The organism is Rubrivivax gelatinosus (assembly GCF_004340905.1).
In the GTDB taxonomy this organism is placed as follows: domain Bacteria; phylum Pseudomonadota; class Gammaproteobacteria; order Burkholderiales; family Burkholderiaceae_C; genus Rubrivivax; species Rubrivivax gelatinosus.
The window spans coordinates 314,545-330,376 of record NZ_SLXD01000004.1; the positions used below are offsets into that span (position 1 = coordinate 314,545).

General features: G+C 72.5%; 12 protein-coding genes and 2 pseudogenes. 10 read left to right on the forward strand and 4 right to left on the reverse strand.

What is annotated here, in order from left to right:
• Positions 1 to 16 precede the first annotated feature (16 nt).
• Together araD and EV684_RS08770 are read right to left on the reverse strand one after the other, a co-directional pair.
• Positions 17 to 1,762, reverse strand: coding sequence for an L-arabinonate dehydratase (gene araD / locus EV684_RS08765; protein ID WP_132646231.1), 1,746 nt, complete (start codon positions 1,760 to 1,762; stop codon positions 17 to 19).
• Positions 1,763 to 1,768: 6 nt separating this feature from the next.
• Positions 1,769 to 2,761 carry a Bug family tripartite tricarboxylate transporter substrate binding protein gene (locus tag EV684_RS08770; protein ID WP_132646233.1) on the reverse strand — a complete coding sequence of 331 codons (993 nt, stop codon included), beginning with the start codon at positions 2,759 to 2,761 and terminating at the stop codon, positions 1,769 to 1,771.
• A gap of 154 nt (positions 2,762 to 2,915) precedes the next feature.
• On the opposite strand from EV684_RS08770, the gene EV684_RS08775 reads away from it, so the two are divergent.
• Positions 2,916 to 3,977, forward strand: a complete 1,062-nt coding sequence (locus EV684_RS08775) for a LacI family DNA-binding transcriptional regulator (protein ID WP_132646235.1) — start codon at positions 2,916 to 2,918, stop codon at positions 3,975 to 3,977.
• A gap of 8 nt (positions 3,978 to 3,985) precedes the next feature.
• On the opposite strand, the gene EV684_RS08780 is transcribed toward EV684_RS08775, so the two are convergent.
• Positions 3,986 to 5,179 carry a trans-sulfuration enzyme family protein gene (locus EV684_RS08780; protein ID WP_132646237.1) on the reverse strand — a complete coding sequence of 398 codons (1,194 nt, stop codon included), beginning with the start codon at positions 5,177 to 5,179 and terminating at the stop codon, positions 3,986 to 3,988.
• Entirely contained in the window at positions 5,176 to 6,600 is a 1,425-nt protein-coding gene (locus tag EV684_RS08785) for a pyridoxal-phosphate dependent enzyme (protein ID WP_132646239.1), read from the reverse strand. Before EV684_RS08785 ends, EV684_RS08780 begins: the two co-directional genes overlap by 4 nt.
• A 237-nt stretch (positions 6,601 to 6,837) precedes the next feature.
• Here EV684_RS08785 and EV684_RS08790 point away from each other — a divergent pair, with 237 nt between their 5' ends.
• The 9 genes and pseudogenes from EV684_RS08790 to EV684_RS08825 all read left to right on the forward strand — a co-directional run bounded on the left by EV684_RS08790 (position 6,838) and on the right by EV684_RS08825 (position 15,720).
• Entirely contained in the window at positions 6,838 to 7,317 is a 480-nt protein-coding gene (locus EV684_RS08790; RefSeq protein ID WP_132646241.1) for a rhodanese-like domain-containing protein, read from the forward strand.
• Between the two features lie 49 nt (positions 7,318 to 7,366).
• A complete protein-coding gene (gene cysK, locus EV684_RS08795) occupies positions 7,367 to 8,359 on the forward strand; it encodes a cysteine synthase A (protein WP_132646243.1) in 993 nt (330 codons plus the stop codon).
• Positions 8,360 to 8,361: 2 nt separating this feature from the next.
• Positions 8,362 to 9,375 (forward strand): serine O-acetyltransferase EpsC, encoded by a 1,014-nt coding sequence (gene epsC, locus EV684_RS08800; RefSeq protein WP_132646245.1) that lies wholly within the window; start codon positions 8,362 to 8,364, stop codon positions 9,373 to 9,375.
• Positions 9,347 to 9,619, forward strand: coding sequence for a helix-turn-helix domain-containing protein (locus EV684_RS08805; RefSeq protein ID WP_132646247.1), 273 nt, complete (start codon positions 9,347 to 9,349; stop codon positions 9,617 to 9,619). The genes epsC and EV684_RS08805 overlap by 29 nt, the downstream gene beginning before the upstream one ends.
• 109 nt (positions 9,620 to 9,728) lie before the next feature.
• Positions 9,729 to 12,482, forward strand: coding sequence for a transporter substrate-binding domain-containing protein (locus EV684_RS08810; RefSeq protein ID WP_242478644.1), 2,754 nt, complete (start codon positions 9,729 to 9,731; stop codon positions 12,480 to 12,482).
• A 76-nt stretch (positions 12,483 to 12,558) separates the two neighbouring features.
• Positions 12,559 to 12,810, forward strand: a pseudogene (locus EV684_RS24665) (TonB-dependent copper receptor); the annotation flags it as partial.
• Positions 12,811 to 12,868: 58 nt separating this feature from the next.
• Positions 12,869 to 13,237 (forward strand): annotated as a pseudogene (locus EV684_RS08815) (TonB-dependent receptor domain-containing protein); the annotation flags it as partial.
• Between the two features lie 53 nt (positions 13,238 to 13,290).
• Entirely contained in the window at positions 13,291 to 14,181 is an 891-nt protein-coding gene (locus tag EV684_RS08820; protein WP_132646251.1) for a LysR family transcriptional regulator, read from the forward strand.
• 273 nt (positions 14,182 to 14,454) lie between these two features.
• Entirely contained in the window at positions 14,455 to 15,720 is a 1,266-nt protein-coding gene (locus EV684_RS08825) for a hypothetical protein (protein ID WP_132646253.1), read from the forward strand.
• Positions 15,721 to 15,832 lie beyond the last annotated feature (112 nt).

Sequence of the window (15,832 nt, forward strand, 5' to 3'; positions counted from 1 at the left end):
GCCGCGAGGCGCGGGGTCAGAAGATGGGAGGCTCGGGCGTCGCGGCGTTGCCGGCGAGCACGTCGAAGTCGCAGCCGAGGTGGGCCTGCGTCACCTCGCGCTGGAACAGGCGGGTGTAGCCGCGGGCGTAGGACGGCGGCGGCGGTGTCCAGGCGCGCCGGCGTTCGGCCAGTTCGGCCTCGGGCACCAGCAGGTCCAGGCGGCGTGCCGGCACGTCGATGCGGATCAGGTCGCCGCTTTGCACCAGCGCCAGCGGCCCGCCGATGGCGGCTTCGGGCGAGATGTGCAGCACGCAGCTGCCGTAGTGGGTGCCGCTCATGCGTGCGTCCGACAGGCGCAGCATGTCGCGCACGCCGCGCTGCAGCAGCTTCTTGGGCAGCGGCAGGTTGCCCCACTCGGGCATGCCGGGGCCGCCGACCGGGCCGCCGTTGCGCAGCACGAGCACGCTGTTCTCGTCGACCTCGAGCGCCGGGTCGTTGATCGCGGCCAGCATCTCGGCGTTGGAGTCGAACACCAGGGCCGGGCCGGTGTGGCGCATCAGCGCGGGAGTCGCCGCCGAAGGTTTGATGACCGCGCCGTCGGGCGCCAGGTTGCCGCGCAGCACGGCCAGCGCCTGGCCGGCTTCGGGCAGATCGGGGCTGGCGGCGACCACCGGCCGCTCCAGCGGGCGGATCACCTCGTCGTCCAGGCTGTGGCAGCCGGCGATCTCGGCGCCCAGCGTGCGCCCGGTGCAGGTGGCGGCGTCCAGGTCCAGGTGGGCGGCGATGCGCTGCAGCAGTGCCGGCAGGCCCCCGGCGTAGTGGAAGTCTTCCATCAGCCGGTCGCCGGCCGGGAACAGGTTGGCCAGCACCGGGATGCGGCGCGCCATCGTGTCGAAGTCGTCCAGCCCGAGCCTGATGCCGGCACGCCCGGCCATGGCCGGCAGGTGCACCGCGGCGTTGGTCGAGCCGCCCAGCGCCATCCAGGCGGCGACGCCGTTGAGGAAGGACGAGCGCGTGAGCAGGCGCGACGGGCGCAGGTCTTCCCACACCATCTCGACGATGCGCCGGCCGCAGGCCCAGGCCATGCGGGAGTGGCCCGCGTCCATCGCCGGGATGCTGGTCGAGCCGGGCAGCGCCAGCCCCATCGCCTCGACGATGGCGGTCATGGTGCTGGCCGTGCCCATGGTGTTGCAGGTGCCCGGGGTGCGCGTCATGCGCTCTTCCAGCTGCGTCCATTCGGCGCGGTCGATGGCGCCGACGGTGTACTGCTCCCAGTACTTCTTGGTGTGCGTGCCGGCGCCCACGGTCTGGCCGCGGTGGCGGTCGTTGAGCATCGGCCCGGCGGGGCAGAACAGCGCCGGCACGTCCATCGACAGCGCGCCCATCACGAGGCCGGGGGTGGTCTTGTCGCAGCCGCCCAGCAGCACCACGCCGTCCAGCGGCAGGCTGCGGATCAGCTCCTCGGCCTCCATGGCCAGCAGGTTGCGGTAGAGCATGGTGGTCGGTTTGACCATGACCTCGCCCAGGCTCAGCGCCGGCAGCTCCAGCGCCACGCCGCCGGCCTGCAGCACGCCGCGGCGGATGGCCTGCGCGCGTTCGCGCAGGTGGGCGTGGCAGGGCGAGAGATCGCTCCAGGTGTTCAGGATGCCGATCACCGGCCGGCCCATGAACTCTTCGCGCGCCAGGCCCTGCTGCTGCATGCGCTGGCGGTGGGCGAAGCCGCGGATGTCGTCGCTGGCGAACCAGCGCTGGCTGCGGAGTTGATCGAGGCTGCGGCGCATGGCGGGTCAGTCCATCTGCAGGCCGGCGTCCTTGGCCAGCTTGACCATCGCCGCGCTGTCCTTGCGGATCAGCGCCTCGAACTCCGCCGGCGTCGACGACAGGACTTCGTAGCCCTGGGCCTCCAGCGGCTTGCGGAAGCCGGGCTGCTGGAGCACCGCCACCATCTCGCGGTTCAGGCGCTGCACGACCTCGGCCGGCGTGCCGCGGCGCACCAGGATGCCGTTCCACACCGTCGAGACCACGCCCGGCACGCCGGCTTCGGCGAAGGTCGGCACGTCGGGCATCACCGCCGAGCGTTTGCTGTCGGCCACCGCCAGCACACGCAGCTTGCCGGCCTGCCGGTGGCCCAGCACCGCCGGCAGGTTGTTGAACATCATCGGGATCTGGCCGCCGAGCAGGTCGGTCAGCGCCGGCGGGCCACCCTTGTAGGGCACGTGCACGAGCCGGGTGCCGCTCTGCTTCTCGAACAGCACGCCCGTCAGGTGCATGGTGTTGCCGTTGCCGGCGGAGCCGTAGGTCAGGCTGTCGGGCTTGGCTTTGGCGGCGGCCACGACGTCGGCGACGCTGCGGTACGGCGTCTGCGCGCCCACCACCAGCACGTTGGGAATCTGGTGCGTCAGCGTGAGCGGCTGAAGATCCTTCAGCGGCTCGTAGCCCATGTTGGTGTAGAGCTGCGGATTGATCGCCAGCGTGCTGAGCGTGCCCAGCAGCAGCGTGTAGCCGTCGGCGTCCTGGCCACGCGCGACGTAGGCCGAGCCCAGGTTGCCGTTGGCGCCGGCGCGGTTGGAGATGATCACCGTCTGGCCCAGGCGGTCGCCGAGTTCCTTGGCGAAGCTGCGCGCGAACTGGTCGGCGACGCCGCCGGCGGGGTAGGGCACGACCAGCGTCAGCGGGCGATCGGGAAAGCTGCCCTGCGCCTGCACGGGCAGCGCCAGCGCTGCCGCGATGCACAGCGGGGCGCTCGCGAGGCAGTGCAGCAGGTGTCGTCGGGTGCTCATGTCGGTCTCCTCGGTTCTGGTGGTCATCGGTTCGCGGCGTGCCGGCGGCATCGCGCCGGGCCGTGCCGCCCGAATCTGTGGGTAGCGGTAACTGTTACCGATAACATGATGCTAGTCTAGAGACCTGTTCCCAGCCCAGACACTGGTGCTAACCATGAACCGCCCGGTCCATTCACGAGCGCCCCGCCGCAAGGCGTCCACGCACACGGTCCACGACATCGCCGCTCTGGCAGGGGTCTCGGCCATCACGGTGTCGCGCTACTTCAACTCGCCGGAGAAGGTGTCCGAGGCTTTGCGTGAGCGACTCAAGGAGATCGTCGACCGGCTGGGCTACGTGCCCAGCCAGGTCGCCGGCGGGCTGGCCTCCGGCCGCGGCCGTGTGGTGTGTGCGGTGATGCAGAACATCGCCAGCGCGACCTTCGCCGACCTCGTGCAGGGCATGACCGACGAACTGCAGGCCTCGGGGCTGCAGCTGCTGCTGGCCAACGCCCAGTACTCGCGCGATCTGGAAGAAGCGGCGATCCGCACCTTCGCCGGCTGGCATCCGAGCGCGCTGATCCTGACCCGCGACGACCACACGCCGGCGGCCGAGGCGATGCTGGCCGCGCTCGGCATCCCGATCGTCGAAGCCTGGGGGCTGGTGCCGGGCCGCCCCTACCACCAGGTCGGCTTCCCGCACGCCGAGGCCGGCGTGCTGCTGGCCGAACACTTCCTGCGCCAGGGCGTCAGCCGCCTGCGTTTCGTCCTGCCCCGCACCGAGGTCGACTTCCGCGCGCGCCAGCGCGGCGCGGGTTACGCCGACGCGATGCGCGCCGCGGGGCGGCTGCCGGACATCGCCGTGGCCGCGGTCGACGACGACTTCGAGGCCGGCGCGCGCGAGATCCAGGCCCTCGCGGCGACACCGCGGGCCCAGCGCCCGCGTGCGGTGGTCTTCGCCAACGACAACATGGCCGCCGGCGCGATCCTGCACGCGCCCGGGCTCGGCCTGCGCCTGCCGGCCGACTGCGCCGTCGCCGGCTTCGGCGACGCGCCGGTCTCGCGCCACCTGCAGCCCGCGCTGACGACGCTGCGCCCGCCGCGCTACCAGATCGGCCAGCAGGCGGCCCGGACGGTGTTGCGGCTGCTGGGCGAGCGCGACGGTTCCGCCGCCTCACCGACCCAGACCCTGCTCGCCTGCGAGCTGATCGAACGCGAAAGCAGCGTCGTGCGCGACTGAGCGCCGGATCAGATCGCCGCCAGGGCGCGCGCCAGGTCGGCGCGCAGGTCTTCGACGTCCTCGATGCCGACCGACAGCCGCACCAGGCTGTCGCCGATCCCGAGCGCCGCGCGCGTCTCGGGCGGGATCGTCGCGTGGGTCATGATCGCCGGGTGCTCGATCAGGCTCTCGACGCCGCCCAGGCTCTCGGCGAGCGCGAAGATCCGCACCGTCTCGAGGAAACGCCGCGCGCCGGCGAGATCGGTTGCCAGGTTCAGCGAGATCATCCCGCCGAAGCCCGACATCTGGCGCCGCGCCAGCGCGTGCTGCGGGTGCGACTCCAGCCCAGGGTAGTGCACACGCGCCACCTGCGGCCGGGCCTCCAGCCAGCGCGCCAGATCCAGCGCGTTGGCGTTGTGGCGTTCGACACGCAGCGCCAGCGTCTTCACGCCGCGCAGCGCCAGGAAGCTGTCGAAAGGCCCGGCGATCGCGCCGACGGCGTTCTGCAGGAAACCCAGGCGCTCGCGCACCGGCGCCAGGCGCTCGTCGCGGCCGACGACGGCGACGCCGCCGATGACGTCGCTGTGGCCGTTGAGGTACTTGGTCGCCGAGTGCACGACGAGGTCGAAGCCCAGCTCCAGCGGCCGCTGGTTGAACGGGCTGGCGAAGGTGTTGTCGGCAGCGGCGAGCAGGCCGTGTTCGTGGGCGACGGCGGCCACGGCGCGCAGGTCGGCGAGTTTGAGCAGCGGGTTGGTCGGCGTCTCGGCCCAGACCAGGCGTGTGTTCGGGCGGATCGCGCGGCGCAGCGCCTCGGGGTCGGCGAGGTCGACGTAGCTGAACTCCAGCCCCGCGCTTTGGCGCCGCACCTTGTCGAAGAGGCGGAAGCTGCCGCCGTAGAGGTCGTCGCCGCTGACGACGTGCGAGCCCGCCGGCAGCAGCTCCAGCACGGTGGCGATGGCCGCCAGCCCGCTGGCGAAGGCGAAGGCCTGGGCGCCGCCTTCGAGGTCGGCGACGGCGCGTTCCCAGGCCCAGCGCGTCGGGTTGTGCGAGCGGCCGTAGTCCAGGCCCTGGTGCACGCCGGGGCTGCTCTGCACGTAGGTCGAGGTGGCGTAGATCGGCTGCATGATCGCGCCGGTCGACGGGTCGGGGTGCTGGCCGCCGTGGATCGTGCGCGTGGCGAAGGCGAGCGGGCGGTCGGCGTCGGGGGCGGTGGTGTGGCTCATGCGGCGGCGGTGGACGCCAGCAGCTGCCGGCGCAGGTGGTTGAGCAGGTCGAAACGCGTGACCAGGCCGTGGAAGCCGGCTTCGTCGGCGACGATGGCCACCAGCCCGCGGTCGAGCACGGCGCGCAGCTCGGCGATCGAGGCGCCGGCCGGCAGCGTCTGCGGCGCGGCGGTCATCGCGTCGTGCACCGGGCGCTGCAGCGCCTGCGGCCCGGTCTGGGCGGCCACGAGCAGGTCCGATTCGTCGAGCACGCCGACCAGCCGGCCCTCGGCCAGCACCGGCAGCTGCGAGACCTCGGCCAGGCGCATGCGCTGGAAGGCGACGAGCAGCGTGTCCTCGGGCGCGACGGCGACGACGCCGCCGTCTTCGTAGCGGCGCGAGATCAGGTCGCGCAGGTCGCCGAAACGCGGCCGCGCGAGCAGGCCCTGGTCGATCAGCCACTGGTCGTTGTAGACCTTGGACAGATAGCGCGTGCCGGTGTCGCAGACCAGCGTCAGCACGCGTTTGGGCGTCGTCTGCTCGCGGCACCAGCGCAGCGCCGCGGCCAGCAGCGTGCCGGTGGACGAACCTCCGGGGATGCCTTCGCGTGCCAGCAGCTCGCGTGCGGCGCCGAAGCTCTCGGCGTCGGGGATCGAATAGGCGCTCTTCACCGAGCCGAAGTCGGCGATCGCCGGCACGAAGTCTTCGCCGATGCCTTCGACGGCCCAGGAGCCGGCCTGGCCGATGTGGCCGCTCTTCACGTAGTCGGCGAGGATCGAGCCCACCGGGTCGGCGAGCACGAACTCGAGCTCGGGCTGCACCTTGCGGAAGTAGCGCGACAGCCCGGTCAGCGTGCCCGAGGAGCCGACGCCGACGACGATGGCGTCCAGGTCGTGCCCGGTCTGGGCCCAGATCTCCGGGCCGGTGGCGGTTTCGTGGGCCAGCGGGTTGGCCGGGTTGTTGAACTGGTCGGCGAAGAACGAGCCCGGGATGCCGGCGGCGATGCGCGCGGCCAGGTCCTGGTAGTACTCAGGGTGGCCCTTGACTACGTCCGAGCGCGTGACGTGCACCGTCGCGCCCAGGGCCTTCAGGTGCAGCACCTTCTCGGTGGCCATCTTGTCGGGCACGACGAGCACCACCTTGTAGCCCTTGGCGCGCGCCACCAGCGCCAGCCCCAGGCCGGTGTTGCCGGCGGTCGCCTCGACGACGGTGCCGCCGGGCTGCAGCCGGCCGTCGCGTTCGGCGGCTTCGATCATCGCGACGCCGATGCGGTCCTTGATCGAGCCGCCGGGATTCTGCGACTCGAGCTTCAGGAACAGCGTGCAGCAGCCGGTGTCCAGGCGCGTGACGCGCACCAGCGGCGTGTTGCCGATCAGGTCGAGCACCGCGGGGCGCGTGGCGCTGTCGCGCGCGGCGCGGGGGAGGTCGGGGGAACGGGACATCGGGCGTGCCGGAGCGGCCAAAAGCTGGGCAGTCTGGCCGGCAAGCCGCGTGCCGCCAAACGCGTTCGGCGCATGAGAAAAGCCGCTGCCCGCGGATGGCGCGCTTGCTCGTTCGGCGCATATCGAGCGGCGTATCCATTCGTTGGGCGCTGGCTCGGGCCTGCCTACGCTGGCATCCGCCGTCTATCGCCGTCATCGCCCCGGGCGGGGCCGCGGCCGGCGGCCGAAGGAGAACCGATGAACGCCCTTGCCGAACTGCCTGCGTCCGTGGACGCCCACCCCGTGCTGCAGCGTGCGCGCCAGGACGCGCGCGCCGAAGGTCTGCCCCATGCCGGCGTCGTGCCGCCGCAGGACGCCTGGGCGCTGGTGCAGGCCGGCCTGGCCTTGCTGGTGGACGTGCGCAGCGCCGAGGAGCGCAAGTTCGTCGGCCAGGTGCCCGGCAGCCTGCACGTCGCCTGGGCCAGCGGCACCGCGCTGACGCGCAACCCGCGTTTCGTGCGTGAACTCGAAGCCCGCCTGGGCGGCAAGGACACGGTGGCGCTGCTGCTGTGCCGCAGCGGCAAACGCTCGGCTGCGGCCGCCGAAGCCGCCGCGGCCGCCGGCTTCACGAACGTGTTCAACGTCGGTGAAGGCTTCGAAGGAGAACTCGACGCCGCGCAGCAGCGTGGCCATCTGGACGGCTGGCGTCGGCGCGGCCTGCCCTGGACGCAGGACTGATCGCGCCGCCAGCCACCCGATCCGAACGACCGTCAGAGGAACACTTGCGATGACCCGCATCTACGACGACAACTCGCTGTCCATCGGCCGCACGCCGCTCGTGCGCCTGAACCGCATCACCGATGGCGCCGGCGCCACGGTGCTGGCCAAGATCGAGGGCCGCAACCCGGCGTATTCGGTCAAGTGCCGCATCGGCGCGGCGCTGATCCGGGATGCCGAGCAGCGTGGCCTGCTCGGCCCGGGCAAGGAGCTGGTCGAACCCACCAGCGGCAACACCGGCATCGCGCTGGCCTTCGTCGCCGCGGCACGCGGCATCCCGCTGACGCTGACGATGCCCGAGACGATGAGCCTGGAGCGCCGCAAGCTGCTGCTGGCCTACGGCGCCAGGCTGGTGCTGACCGAAGGCGCCAAGGGCATGAAGGGCGCCGTCGCCAAGGCCGAGGAGATCGCCGCCCGCGACCCGAAGGTCGTGCTGCTGCAGCAGTTCCGCAACCCGGCCAACCCGGCGATCCACGAGGCCACGACCGGCCCCGAGATCTGGGAGGACACCGAGGGCGCGGTCGACGTCGTCGTCTCGGGTGTCGGCACCGGCGGCACGATCACCGGCGTCTCGCGCTTCATCAAGAAGACGAAGGGCAAGGCCATCACCTCGGTGGCCGTCGAGCCCGCGGCCAGCCCGGTGCTGAGCCAGGTGCGCGCCGGCGAGGAGCCGAAGCCCGGCCCGCACAAGATCCAGGGCATCGGCGCCGGCTTCGTGCCCGAGGTGCTGGACCTGTCGCTCATCGACGCCGTCGAGCAGGTGACGAACGAGGAGGCGATCCACTTCGCGCGCCGGCTCACGCGCGAGGAAGGCATCCTCTCGGGCATCTCCGGCGGCGCCGCCGCGGCGGTGGCGGTGCGCCTGGCGCAGCGCCCCGAAAACGCCGGCAAGACCCTCGTCGTCGTGCTGCCCGACTCGGGCGAGCGTTACCTCAGCTCGGTGCTGTTCGAAGGCGTGTTCGACGCCAGCGGCCTGCCGCCGGCCGAAGCCAAGGCAGCCTGAGCATGGCGGCTCCCCACGACGACGCGGTCGCCGAACGGCCGGCCGCGGTGGCGGCGCACGCCCCGCCGCCGCGTGCGGTGGCGGTCGAAGACGCTTCGCTGGACCTGGCCGGCATCGTCGCCGGGCTGCGTGCCGCACGCACGCGCTGGCGCAGCGCGCAGCAGCGGCCCGAGGAACACGGCCACCGCGAGCTGCCGTCGCGCGAGGCGCTGGCCGCGATCGTCGACGGCCTGCGCGGTGCGCTGTTCCCGCTGCGCCTGGGCCCGCAGGACCTGCGCCAGGAGAGCGAGGACTACTACGTCGGCCAGACGCTGGACCGCGTGCTGGGTGCGCTGCTGCAGCAGGCGCGGCTGGAGCTGCGCTACCAGGCGCGCCTGGGCCGCGGCGACGAGGACGTCGACGCGCGTGCGCTGGCCCTCGTGCGCGCCTTCGGCGCCGCGCTGCCGCGGCTGCGCGCGCTGCTGGACACCGACGTGCTCGCCGCCTTCCGCGGCGACCCGGCGGCGCGCAGCGTCGACGAGGTGTTGCTGTGCTATCCCGGCGTGCAGGCGATGATCCACCACCGCATCGCGCACGCGCTCTACGGTCACGGGCTGACGCTGCTGGCGCGGCTGGTGGCCGAACGTGCGCACGCCGAGACCGGCATCGACATCCACCCCGGCGCGACGATCGGCGAAGGTTTCTTCATCGACCACGGCACCGGCGTCGTCATCGGCGAGACGGCGCAGATCGGCCGCCAGGTGCGGCTGTACCAGGCGGTGACGCTGGGCGCCAAGCGCTTCGCCACCGAGGCCGACGGCAGCCTGCAGCGCGGCGGCGCACGCCATCCGATCGTCGAGGACGAGGTCGTCGTCTACGCCGGAGCGACCATCCTCGGCCGCATCACCGTCGGCCGCGGCTCGGTCATCGGCGGCAATGTCTGGATCACGCGCGACGTGCCGGCGGGCAGCCGGATCACGCAGGCGCTCACACGAGAGGCAGGAAGCGATGACGGCATCGACGGCGCCGGTATTTGAAGCGCGGCACGTGCCGCACGAAGGCGTGGCCGAGCGTTTCGGTCGCGCCGTGCGCCGGCTGCGCCAGGCGCGCGGCTGGTCGCAGGAGCTGCTCGCCGCACGCGCCGAGCTCAACCGCACCTACATGGGCGAGATCGAACGCGCCAGCGCGATGCCTTCGCTGCAGACCGCGGCCAAGCTGGCGCAGGCGCTGGAGGTGCCGCTGGCCGAGCTGATCCAGCGCTGCGAGCCGTGGCCGCGCTGAGGCCGGCAGATCGCGCGCCGAGGGTCGTGCGATCTGCCGCGCCTCGTGGTGCCTGGCCGTCATCCTCTTCGTCCGGTATCGGTCTACAGTGCGCCCAGGGGGGGGCGCAATGCGCGGGTGGAGATCGTGGGCCGGCTGGGCCCTGGCCGCATCGCTGGTGCTGTGCACGGCACTCGGGCCGGCACGTGCGTCCGCGGCCGGCGACGCCGTCCAGGCCGGCGACGTCGTCACCGTCGGCCTGCTCGAGCGCTTCCCGCCTTTCCACGAATGGCGCGCAGGACAGTCCGAGCCGACCGGCATGGACGTCGAGCTGCTCGCCGAGCTGTCGCGCCAGACCGGCCTGCGCTTTCGCTACGAGCGTTTCGTCGAGTACCCGGCGCTGCTGAAGGCGCTGGCCGACGGCCGCATCCGGCTGGCCACCGCGATCGCCCAGACGCCCGGACGTGCGCTGACGCTGCGTTTCACACGGCCCTACGCGTCGGTGCAGCAGGCTTTCGTCGGCCCGGCGGCCATCACCTCGGTGCCGGCGACGCCCGACCTGTCCGGGCGGCGCCTGGCCGTCACGCGCGGCTACGTCGCCGAGAGCATCGCCGCCGAGCGTTTCCCGGCCGCGGCCCGGCCGGCCTACGCCACGGTGCAGGACGCCCTGGCCGCGGTGCAGCGCGGTGACGCCGACTTCGTCTTCGAAGCGCTGCCGACGCTGCGCACGCTGCTGGCCGAGCGCCCCGACGCCGGCCTGGCCGTGCTGCGCAGCTACGGTTTCCCCGAAGGCCACCTGCGCCTGGCCGCCGACCTGCACGACGCGGCGCTGGTGCGCCAGCTCGACGCCACGATCGCCGCGCTGGACCCGGCCTTCATCAAGGCGCTGCGCGACAAGTGGCTGCCGGCGACGGCGCCGCCGGTGCCCGCGCCCGCCGACGCGCTGGCGGTGGCGCCGCTGCGGGTGGGTTACCTGCCGGGCGACCTGCCGTTCAGCGCCGAGGTGCGCCCCGGTGTCGCCGACGGCCTGGGCATCCGCATGATGAACGAGGTCGCACGCCGTGCCGGCGTGCCGGTCGCGTCCTTCACGCCGATGGACCTGGCCAGCGGCCTGCAGGCGCTGGCCGACGGCCGGCTGGACGTGATGCTGGGCCTGACCGACGTCGCCGAGCGCCGGGCGCGCATGAGCTTCGTCGGCCCCTACCGTGCCAACCCGCTGGTGCTCATCAGCCGGCGCCAGTTCTCGGTCTGGGACCTGCAGCAGCTGTCGGGCCAGCGCCTGGCGATGATCCGCGGCTACTTCGGCACGCCCTACATCCGCGCCGCCTACCCGACGGTGGACGTCGTCGAGTGCACGAACTTCGACGAATGCCTGTTGATGGTGGAGCAGGGCCGCGCCGAAGCCTCGCTGTACGGGCTGCAGGGCGCCTACGCGCGCCTCGGGCCGCGCGCCGGCAGCACGCTGCACATCACCGGCACCGTGGCCGGGCTGTACGACGAACACAACCTGGGCGTGTCGCTGGCGCGTGCGACGCTGGCGCCGCGGCTGCGCGACGCGCTCAACGCCGTGCTTGCCGAGGACATGCCGCGCATCGAACGCGAGTGGGCCGAGGCCGAGCAGCAGGACCGCGTCGACTGGGCGCGCGTGCGCCTGTCGGCCTACGCCGCGGCGGCCGCGCTGGCCGCGCTGGCGCTGGCCTGGTGGTGGCACAGCCGCACGCTGCGCCGCGAGATCGAGCGCACGCGGCGCGCACGCCAGGAGAGCGAGCAGTACCTGGCCTTCCTGGCGCACGAGGTGCGCAACTCGCTGCAGTCGGTGAGCGGCGCCGTCGCGCTGCTGCGCGGCTCCTCGCCCGGGCCGGCCGAGCAGCCGCTGCTGGACGTGCTGGGGCGCTCCTCGCGCGCCACGCTGGGCCTGCTGAACGCGCTGCTGGACCGCCATCGCCTGCACGAGGGCCAGCTCGCGCTGGAGCTGCGCCCCGAGTCGCTGGAGCGCTGCCTGCGCGAAGCCGCCGACGAGGCGCGGCCGATGGCCCAGGCCAAGGGCCTGGCGCTGGCCTTCGTGCGTGTCACGCCGCTGGACGGCTGGTGGCGGCTGGACGCGCTGCGCCTGCAGCAGGTGCTGCGCAACCTGCTCGTCAACGCCGTCAAGCACACCGGGGCCGGGCAGGTGCGGCTGTCGGCCGCGCTGGAGCCCAGCGAGCGTGGCGAACGCTGGCGCCGGCTGGTCGTCGCCGTCGCCGACACCGGCAGCGGGCTGGACGGGGCGGCGCGTGAACACGTCTTCGAGCGTTTCCACACCGCCGGCGGCGACCGCCCGGGCAGCGGGCTGGGGCTGGCGCTCAGCCGCGATCTGGTGCGCGCCTTCGGCGGCACGATCGAGCTGCACAGCGGCGCCGGCGGGGGCGCGACCTTCACGCTGGCCTTCGACATCGAGGCCGCCGACGCGCCGGCGCCGGTGCAGCCGGGCCAGCTCGAACGCGTGCTGATCGTCGAGGACTCGCAGGTCTACGGCCTGCTGCTGCACCAGGCCTTCGAGAACCGCGGCGTGGCCGTGGTGCTGGTGGAGACGCTGGAGGCCGCACGTGCCGCGCTCGTGGCCTCGGTGGCCGGTGCCGGCGAGACGACACCGGCGCTGGACCTGGTGCTGTGCGACCGCTTCGTCGGCGACGGCGACGCCGGCGAGCTGCTGCGTTTCATGCGCGAAGCCGTGCGCCCGGGCGTGCGCCTGCCGCCGGTGATCTGCATGTCGGCCGAGGTCGAACCCGGCACGCGCGAGCGCCTGCTGGCCGAGGGCGCCTGCGAGGTACTGCTCAAGGAAAGCGACGTCAAGGCCTTCGTGCAGCGGGTGACGGCGCGCGTGGCCGCGCCGCCCGTCGCCTGAGCGCGTCAGCTCCACCTGCCGGGCGGGAATGAGCCCCGGCAAGTCCTGAGGGCTCATGCCGTCGGTCAGCCGTGTGCTGGCGGCCAGCGACGGCGCCGACGACCTGAAGACCGTGCCCGGCTTCAGCGCCCTGCGCAACGGCGGCACCCACGCCGACCCGGTGCTGCGCGCCATGTTCGGCTCGCGCCTGAACGTGCTGATCAACGACGGCGCCAGGCCCGGCGCCTGCCCGGGCCGCATGGACAACCCGCTGTCCTGCGTCTCGCCCGAGACCTACGACAAGCTGGTGCACGCCACCGGCAGCGTTCTGGCCGCGCCTTCGGCCGCGCCGGCGCGGTGCTCGACGCCACCGCCGGCTTCTCGCAGGGCTACGCGCGCCTGCCAGCAGCGGCGAGGCGATGCCGCAGAGGCCGCCGCTGGAAGCGCGTTTCAGCCTGCGCGGGGAGGAGGGCCGCTGGAGCCTGGGCACGCTGCTGCGCGCCGTGGCGGCGCAGCGCCGCGGCGCACTCGACCAGGGCAACGTCGTCGGCCGCGACCGGGGTGCCAGCGGCGGCTTCGCGACGCTGGCGCTCAACGGCGGCTACCGCTTCGACGAGCGCCTGCAGCTCACGGCGGGCGTCGACAACCTGTTCGACCGGAGCTGCAGCGAGCACCTGAACCGGGCCGGCAGCGCCGACTTCGGCTACCCGGCCGACCCGGTGCGCATCCACGAGACCGGGCGCAACGTCTGGCTGAAGCTGAACCACGCGTACTGACGGGCGAGCGCCGGGCCTGGCCGCGCGCGGGCCTGGCGCGCTAGTCTTGCGCGATGAAGATCGATTTCGACGGCGTGCAGGCCTTCGTCGTCGTCGCCGAGCTGGGCGGCTTCAACAAGGCGGCGCGTGAACTGCACGTCACGCAGACCGCGCTGACGCGGCGCGTGCAGAAGCTTGAGGCCTACCTGGGCCTGAAGCTGCTGGACCGCACGACGCGCCGTGTCGACCTGACGGCCGTCGGCCGCGAGTTCCTGCCGCAGGCGCGTGCCATCGTCCAGGAGATGACCGCCGCGGTGGAACAGCTGAAGGACATGTCGCGGCGCTCGACCGGGCACTTCACGCTGGCCTGCATCCCGTCGATGAGCTCGCACCTGCTGCCGCGCGTGATGCGGCGCTACGCCGAGCTGTACCCGGGCAACCGCATCCGGCTGCTCGACGGCAGCTCGCACGAGGTGCGCAACGCGGTGCTGGGTGGCCAGGCTGAACTCGGCATCGCGGTGCACGGCGAGAAGCATCCCGACCTCGCCGAGACGGTGCTGTTTGCCGACGCGCTGGTGCTGCTGTGCCGCAGCCCGCATGCGCTGGAAGCGCGCGAGGCGGTGACCTGGAGCGACCTGCGCGACACCGAGCTGATCGGCATCAGCAGCTTCACCGCGACGCGGGTCTTCATGGACTACCAGCTCGCCAAGCAGGGCATCCGGCTGCAAGGCAACTACGAAGTCCAGCACCACGCCACGGCGATCAACCTCGTCGCCGCCGGCGTCGGCTGCGCCATCCTGCCGTCGTCGGCCTTCGAGGAAGGCGACCGGCCGGGCGTGCGCAAGATCGCGCTGACCCAGCCGACGGTCAAACGCAAGGTGTCGCTGCTGCGCACGCGCCACGGCGGGCTGTCGCCGGCGGCGCAGGCGTTTCACGATCTGTTGCGGGAGACGCCGCTGGGGTAGGGCGGGGGGCGACCGGGCCTGGCGAGCGTGTCGGGGCGCGGGGGCGAGCGGGCTGGGCCGGCGCTACGGGGATTGGGCGGTGCGCTGTGGGGCGGCGCTGCGCGTGGGCGCGGAGCGGGTGCAGCGGTTGCAGCCGCTTCACCGACAGCGGTGGCGGCGGAGCTTCTCCGGACGGCAGGACAAGCCGCGCTGATCCGCGGGTGCGCGTCGATGGGATGGTCGGCGGTGGCCGCGGTGCCTTATCTTGATCATCCCTGCCGAGCCCTGAATCCCATGCGTCTATCCCTGCGTACCGGGCACATCACCACTGCGCTGGCGTTGCTGACGATGCAGCCCGGCGTCGCGCATGCGTCCGACGATCCTCAATACTTGCGCGCCTTCGGCAAGCTCTACGCCACGGCACGGCTCGGGGGCCTGGTGAAGGAGTGGTGCGACCTGCGCGCTCCGCTCACGCGCGAGGCGACGGACACGGCACTGGCCGCCTGGAAGTCGGCGCATCAGCTCGACGACATCGAGGCGCGCGCTGCCTCGGTGCTCGGCGCGCAGCTGCCCTCGATCGTCGCGGCCGTTCAGGCCGGTCGCGAGTCGGTGTTCCGCGCGCTGGACCAGGACAGCAAGAACGCCGATGCCGAATGCCGGCAGATGCTCAGCTACCTCAACCGGTCTGCCGATCCGCAGCGTGTGAGTCCCGCCGAGTTCCGACTCGTCATGGGTCAGAGTGGCCGACTGGCGTCCGCAGCGGGGGCGCCAATCACGACGCCTGCCACGACGCCGGCGCCGGGCGCAAAGCGCACCGCTGTGCAGCGCGACGAGATCCGTACGCCGCCCCATCGTGGCGTGATGATGGCGGACATCGACGGTGTCTATCAACCGGCGAAGCTGCGTTACAACCCGCTCACGCTGGGTTTCGAGCCGGACGAGACCACCTATCTTGTGCTGAAGGACGGCTGGCTGTACGACAACCTGCAGGTCAGCCCGCACGACCTGAACGTGGCCGAGTCACGGCGGCTCGAACCGCAGCACTGGCATCGGTGGAGACGCCGCGGCGGTGAGATCGAAATGCAGGCCTACGATGAGCACGGGCGCACCGACGGCAAGTGGTCGGTCCTGAAGGTGGTGGCGCGGCCTCCCGTAGGCGCGCGCCGTCTGAACGGCGTGTTCTCCGCGACCCGTTCGGCAACCGCCGGCCTCCTCGGCGGCGGCGGTGCGACGAGCATCGGCAAGAGCTCGTACACATTCCGTCCGGACGGCACCTTTTCGTGGGCGAACTTGACCCAGGGTTTTGCCTCCAGTGACTCCGGCACGGGGCCCGGCGGCGCCAGCATCGTGGTCGGCGGGGCGAGCGTGGGACCCGGCGGCACTTCCATCAGCACCGTGGGCGGCAGCGACGAGGCGGGGTCCTACGTGACGGACGGGTTCACCCTTGAATTGCGGGTCCGCAGCGGCAAGGTGCACCGCTTCCTGATTTTTTCCTGGGACGATGGCAGGTACCGCGATTTCCTCGTCATCAACGGAACAACGTACTCGCCGCTGAAGTAGCGCTGGCCGTCGGCTTCGCAGGATCCCAGGCGCAGCGCGTGATCCTCAGCATCCGCGCGGATCGCTGCGACGTGGCCGACAACTCAGTCTGAGGCACAGAGCGCAGGTTCGG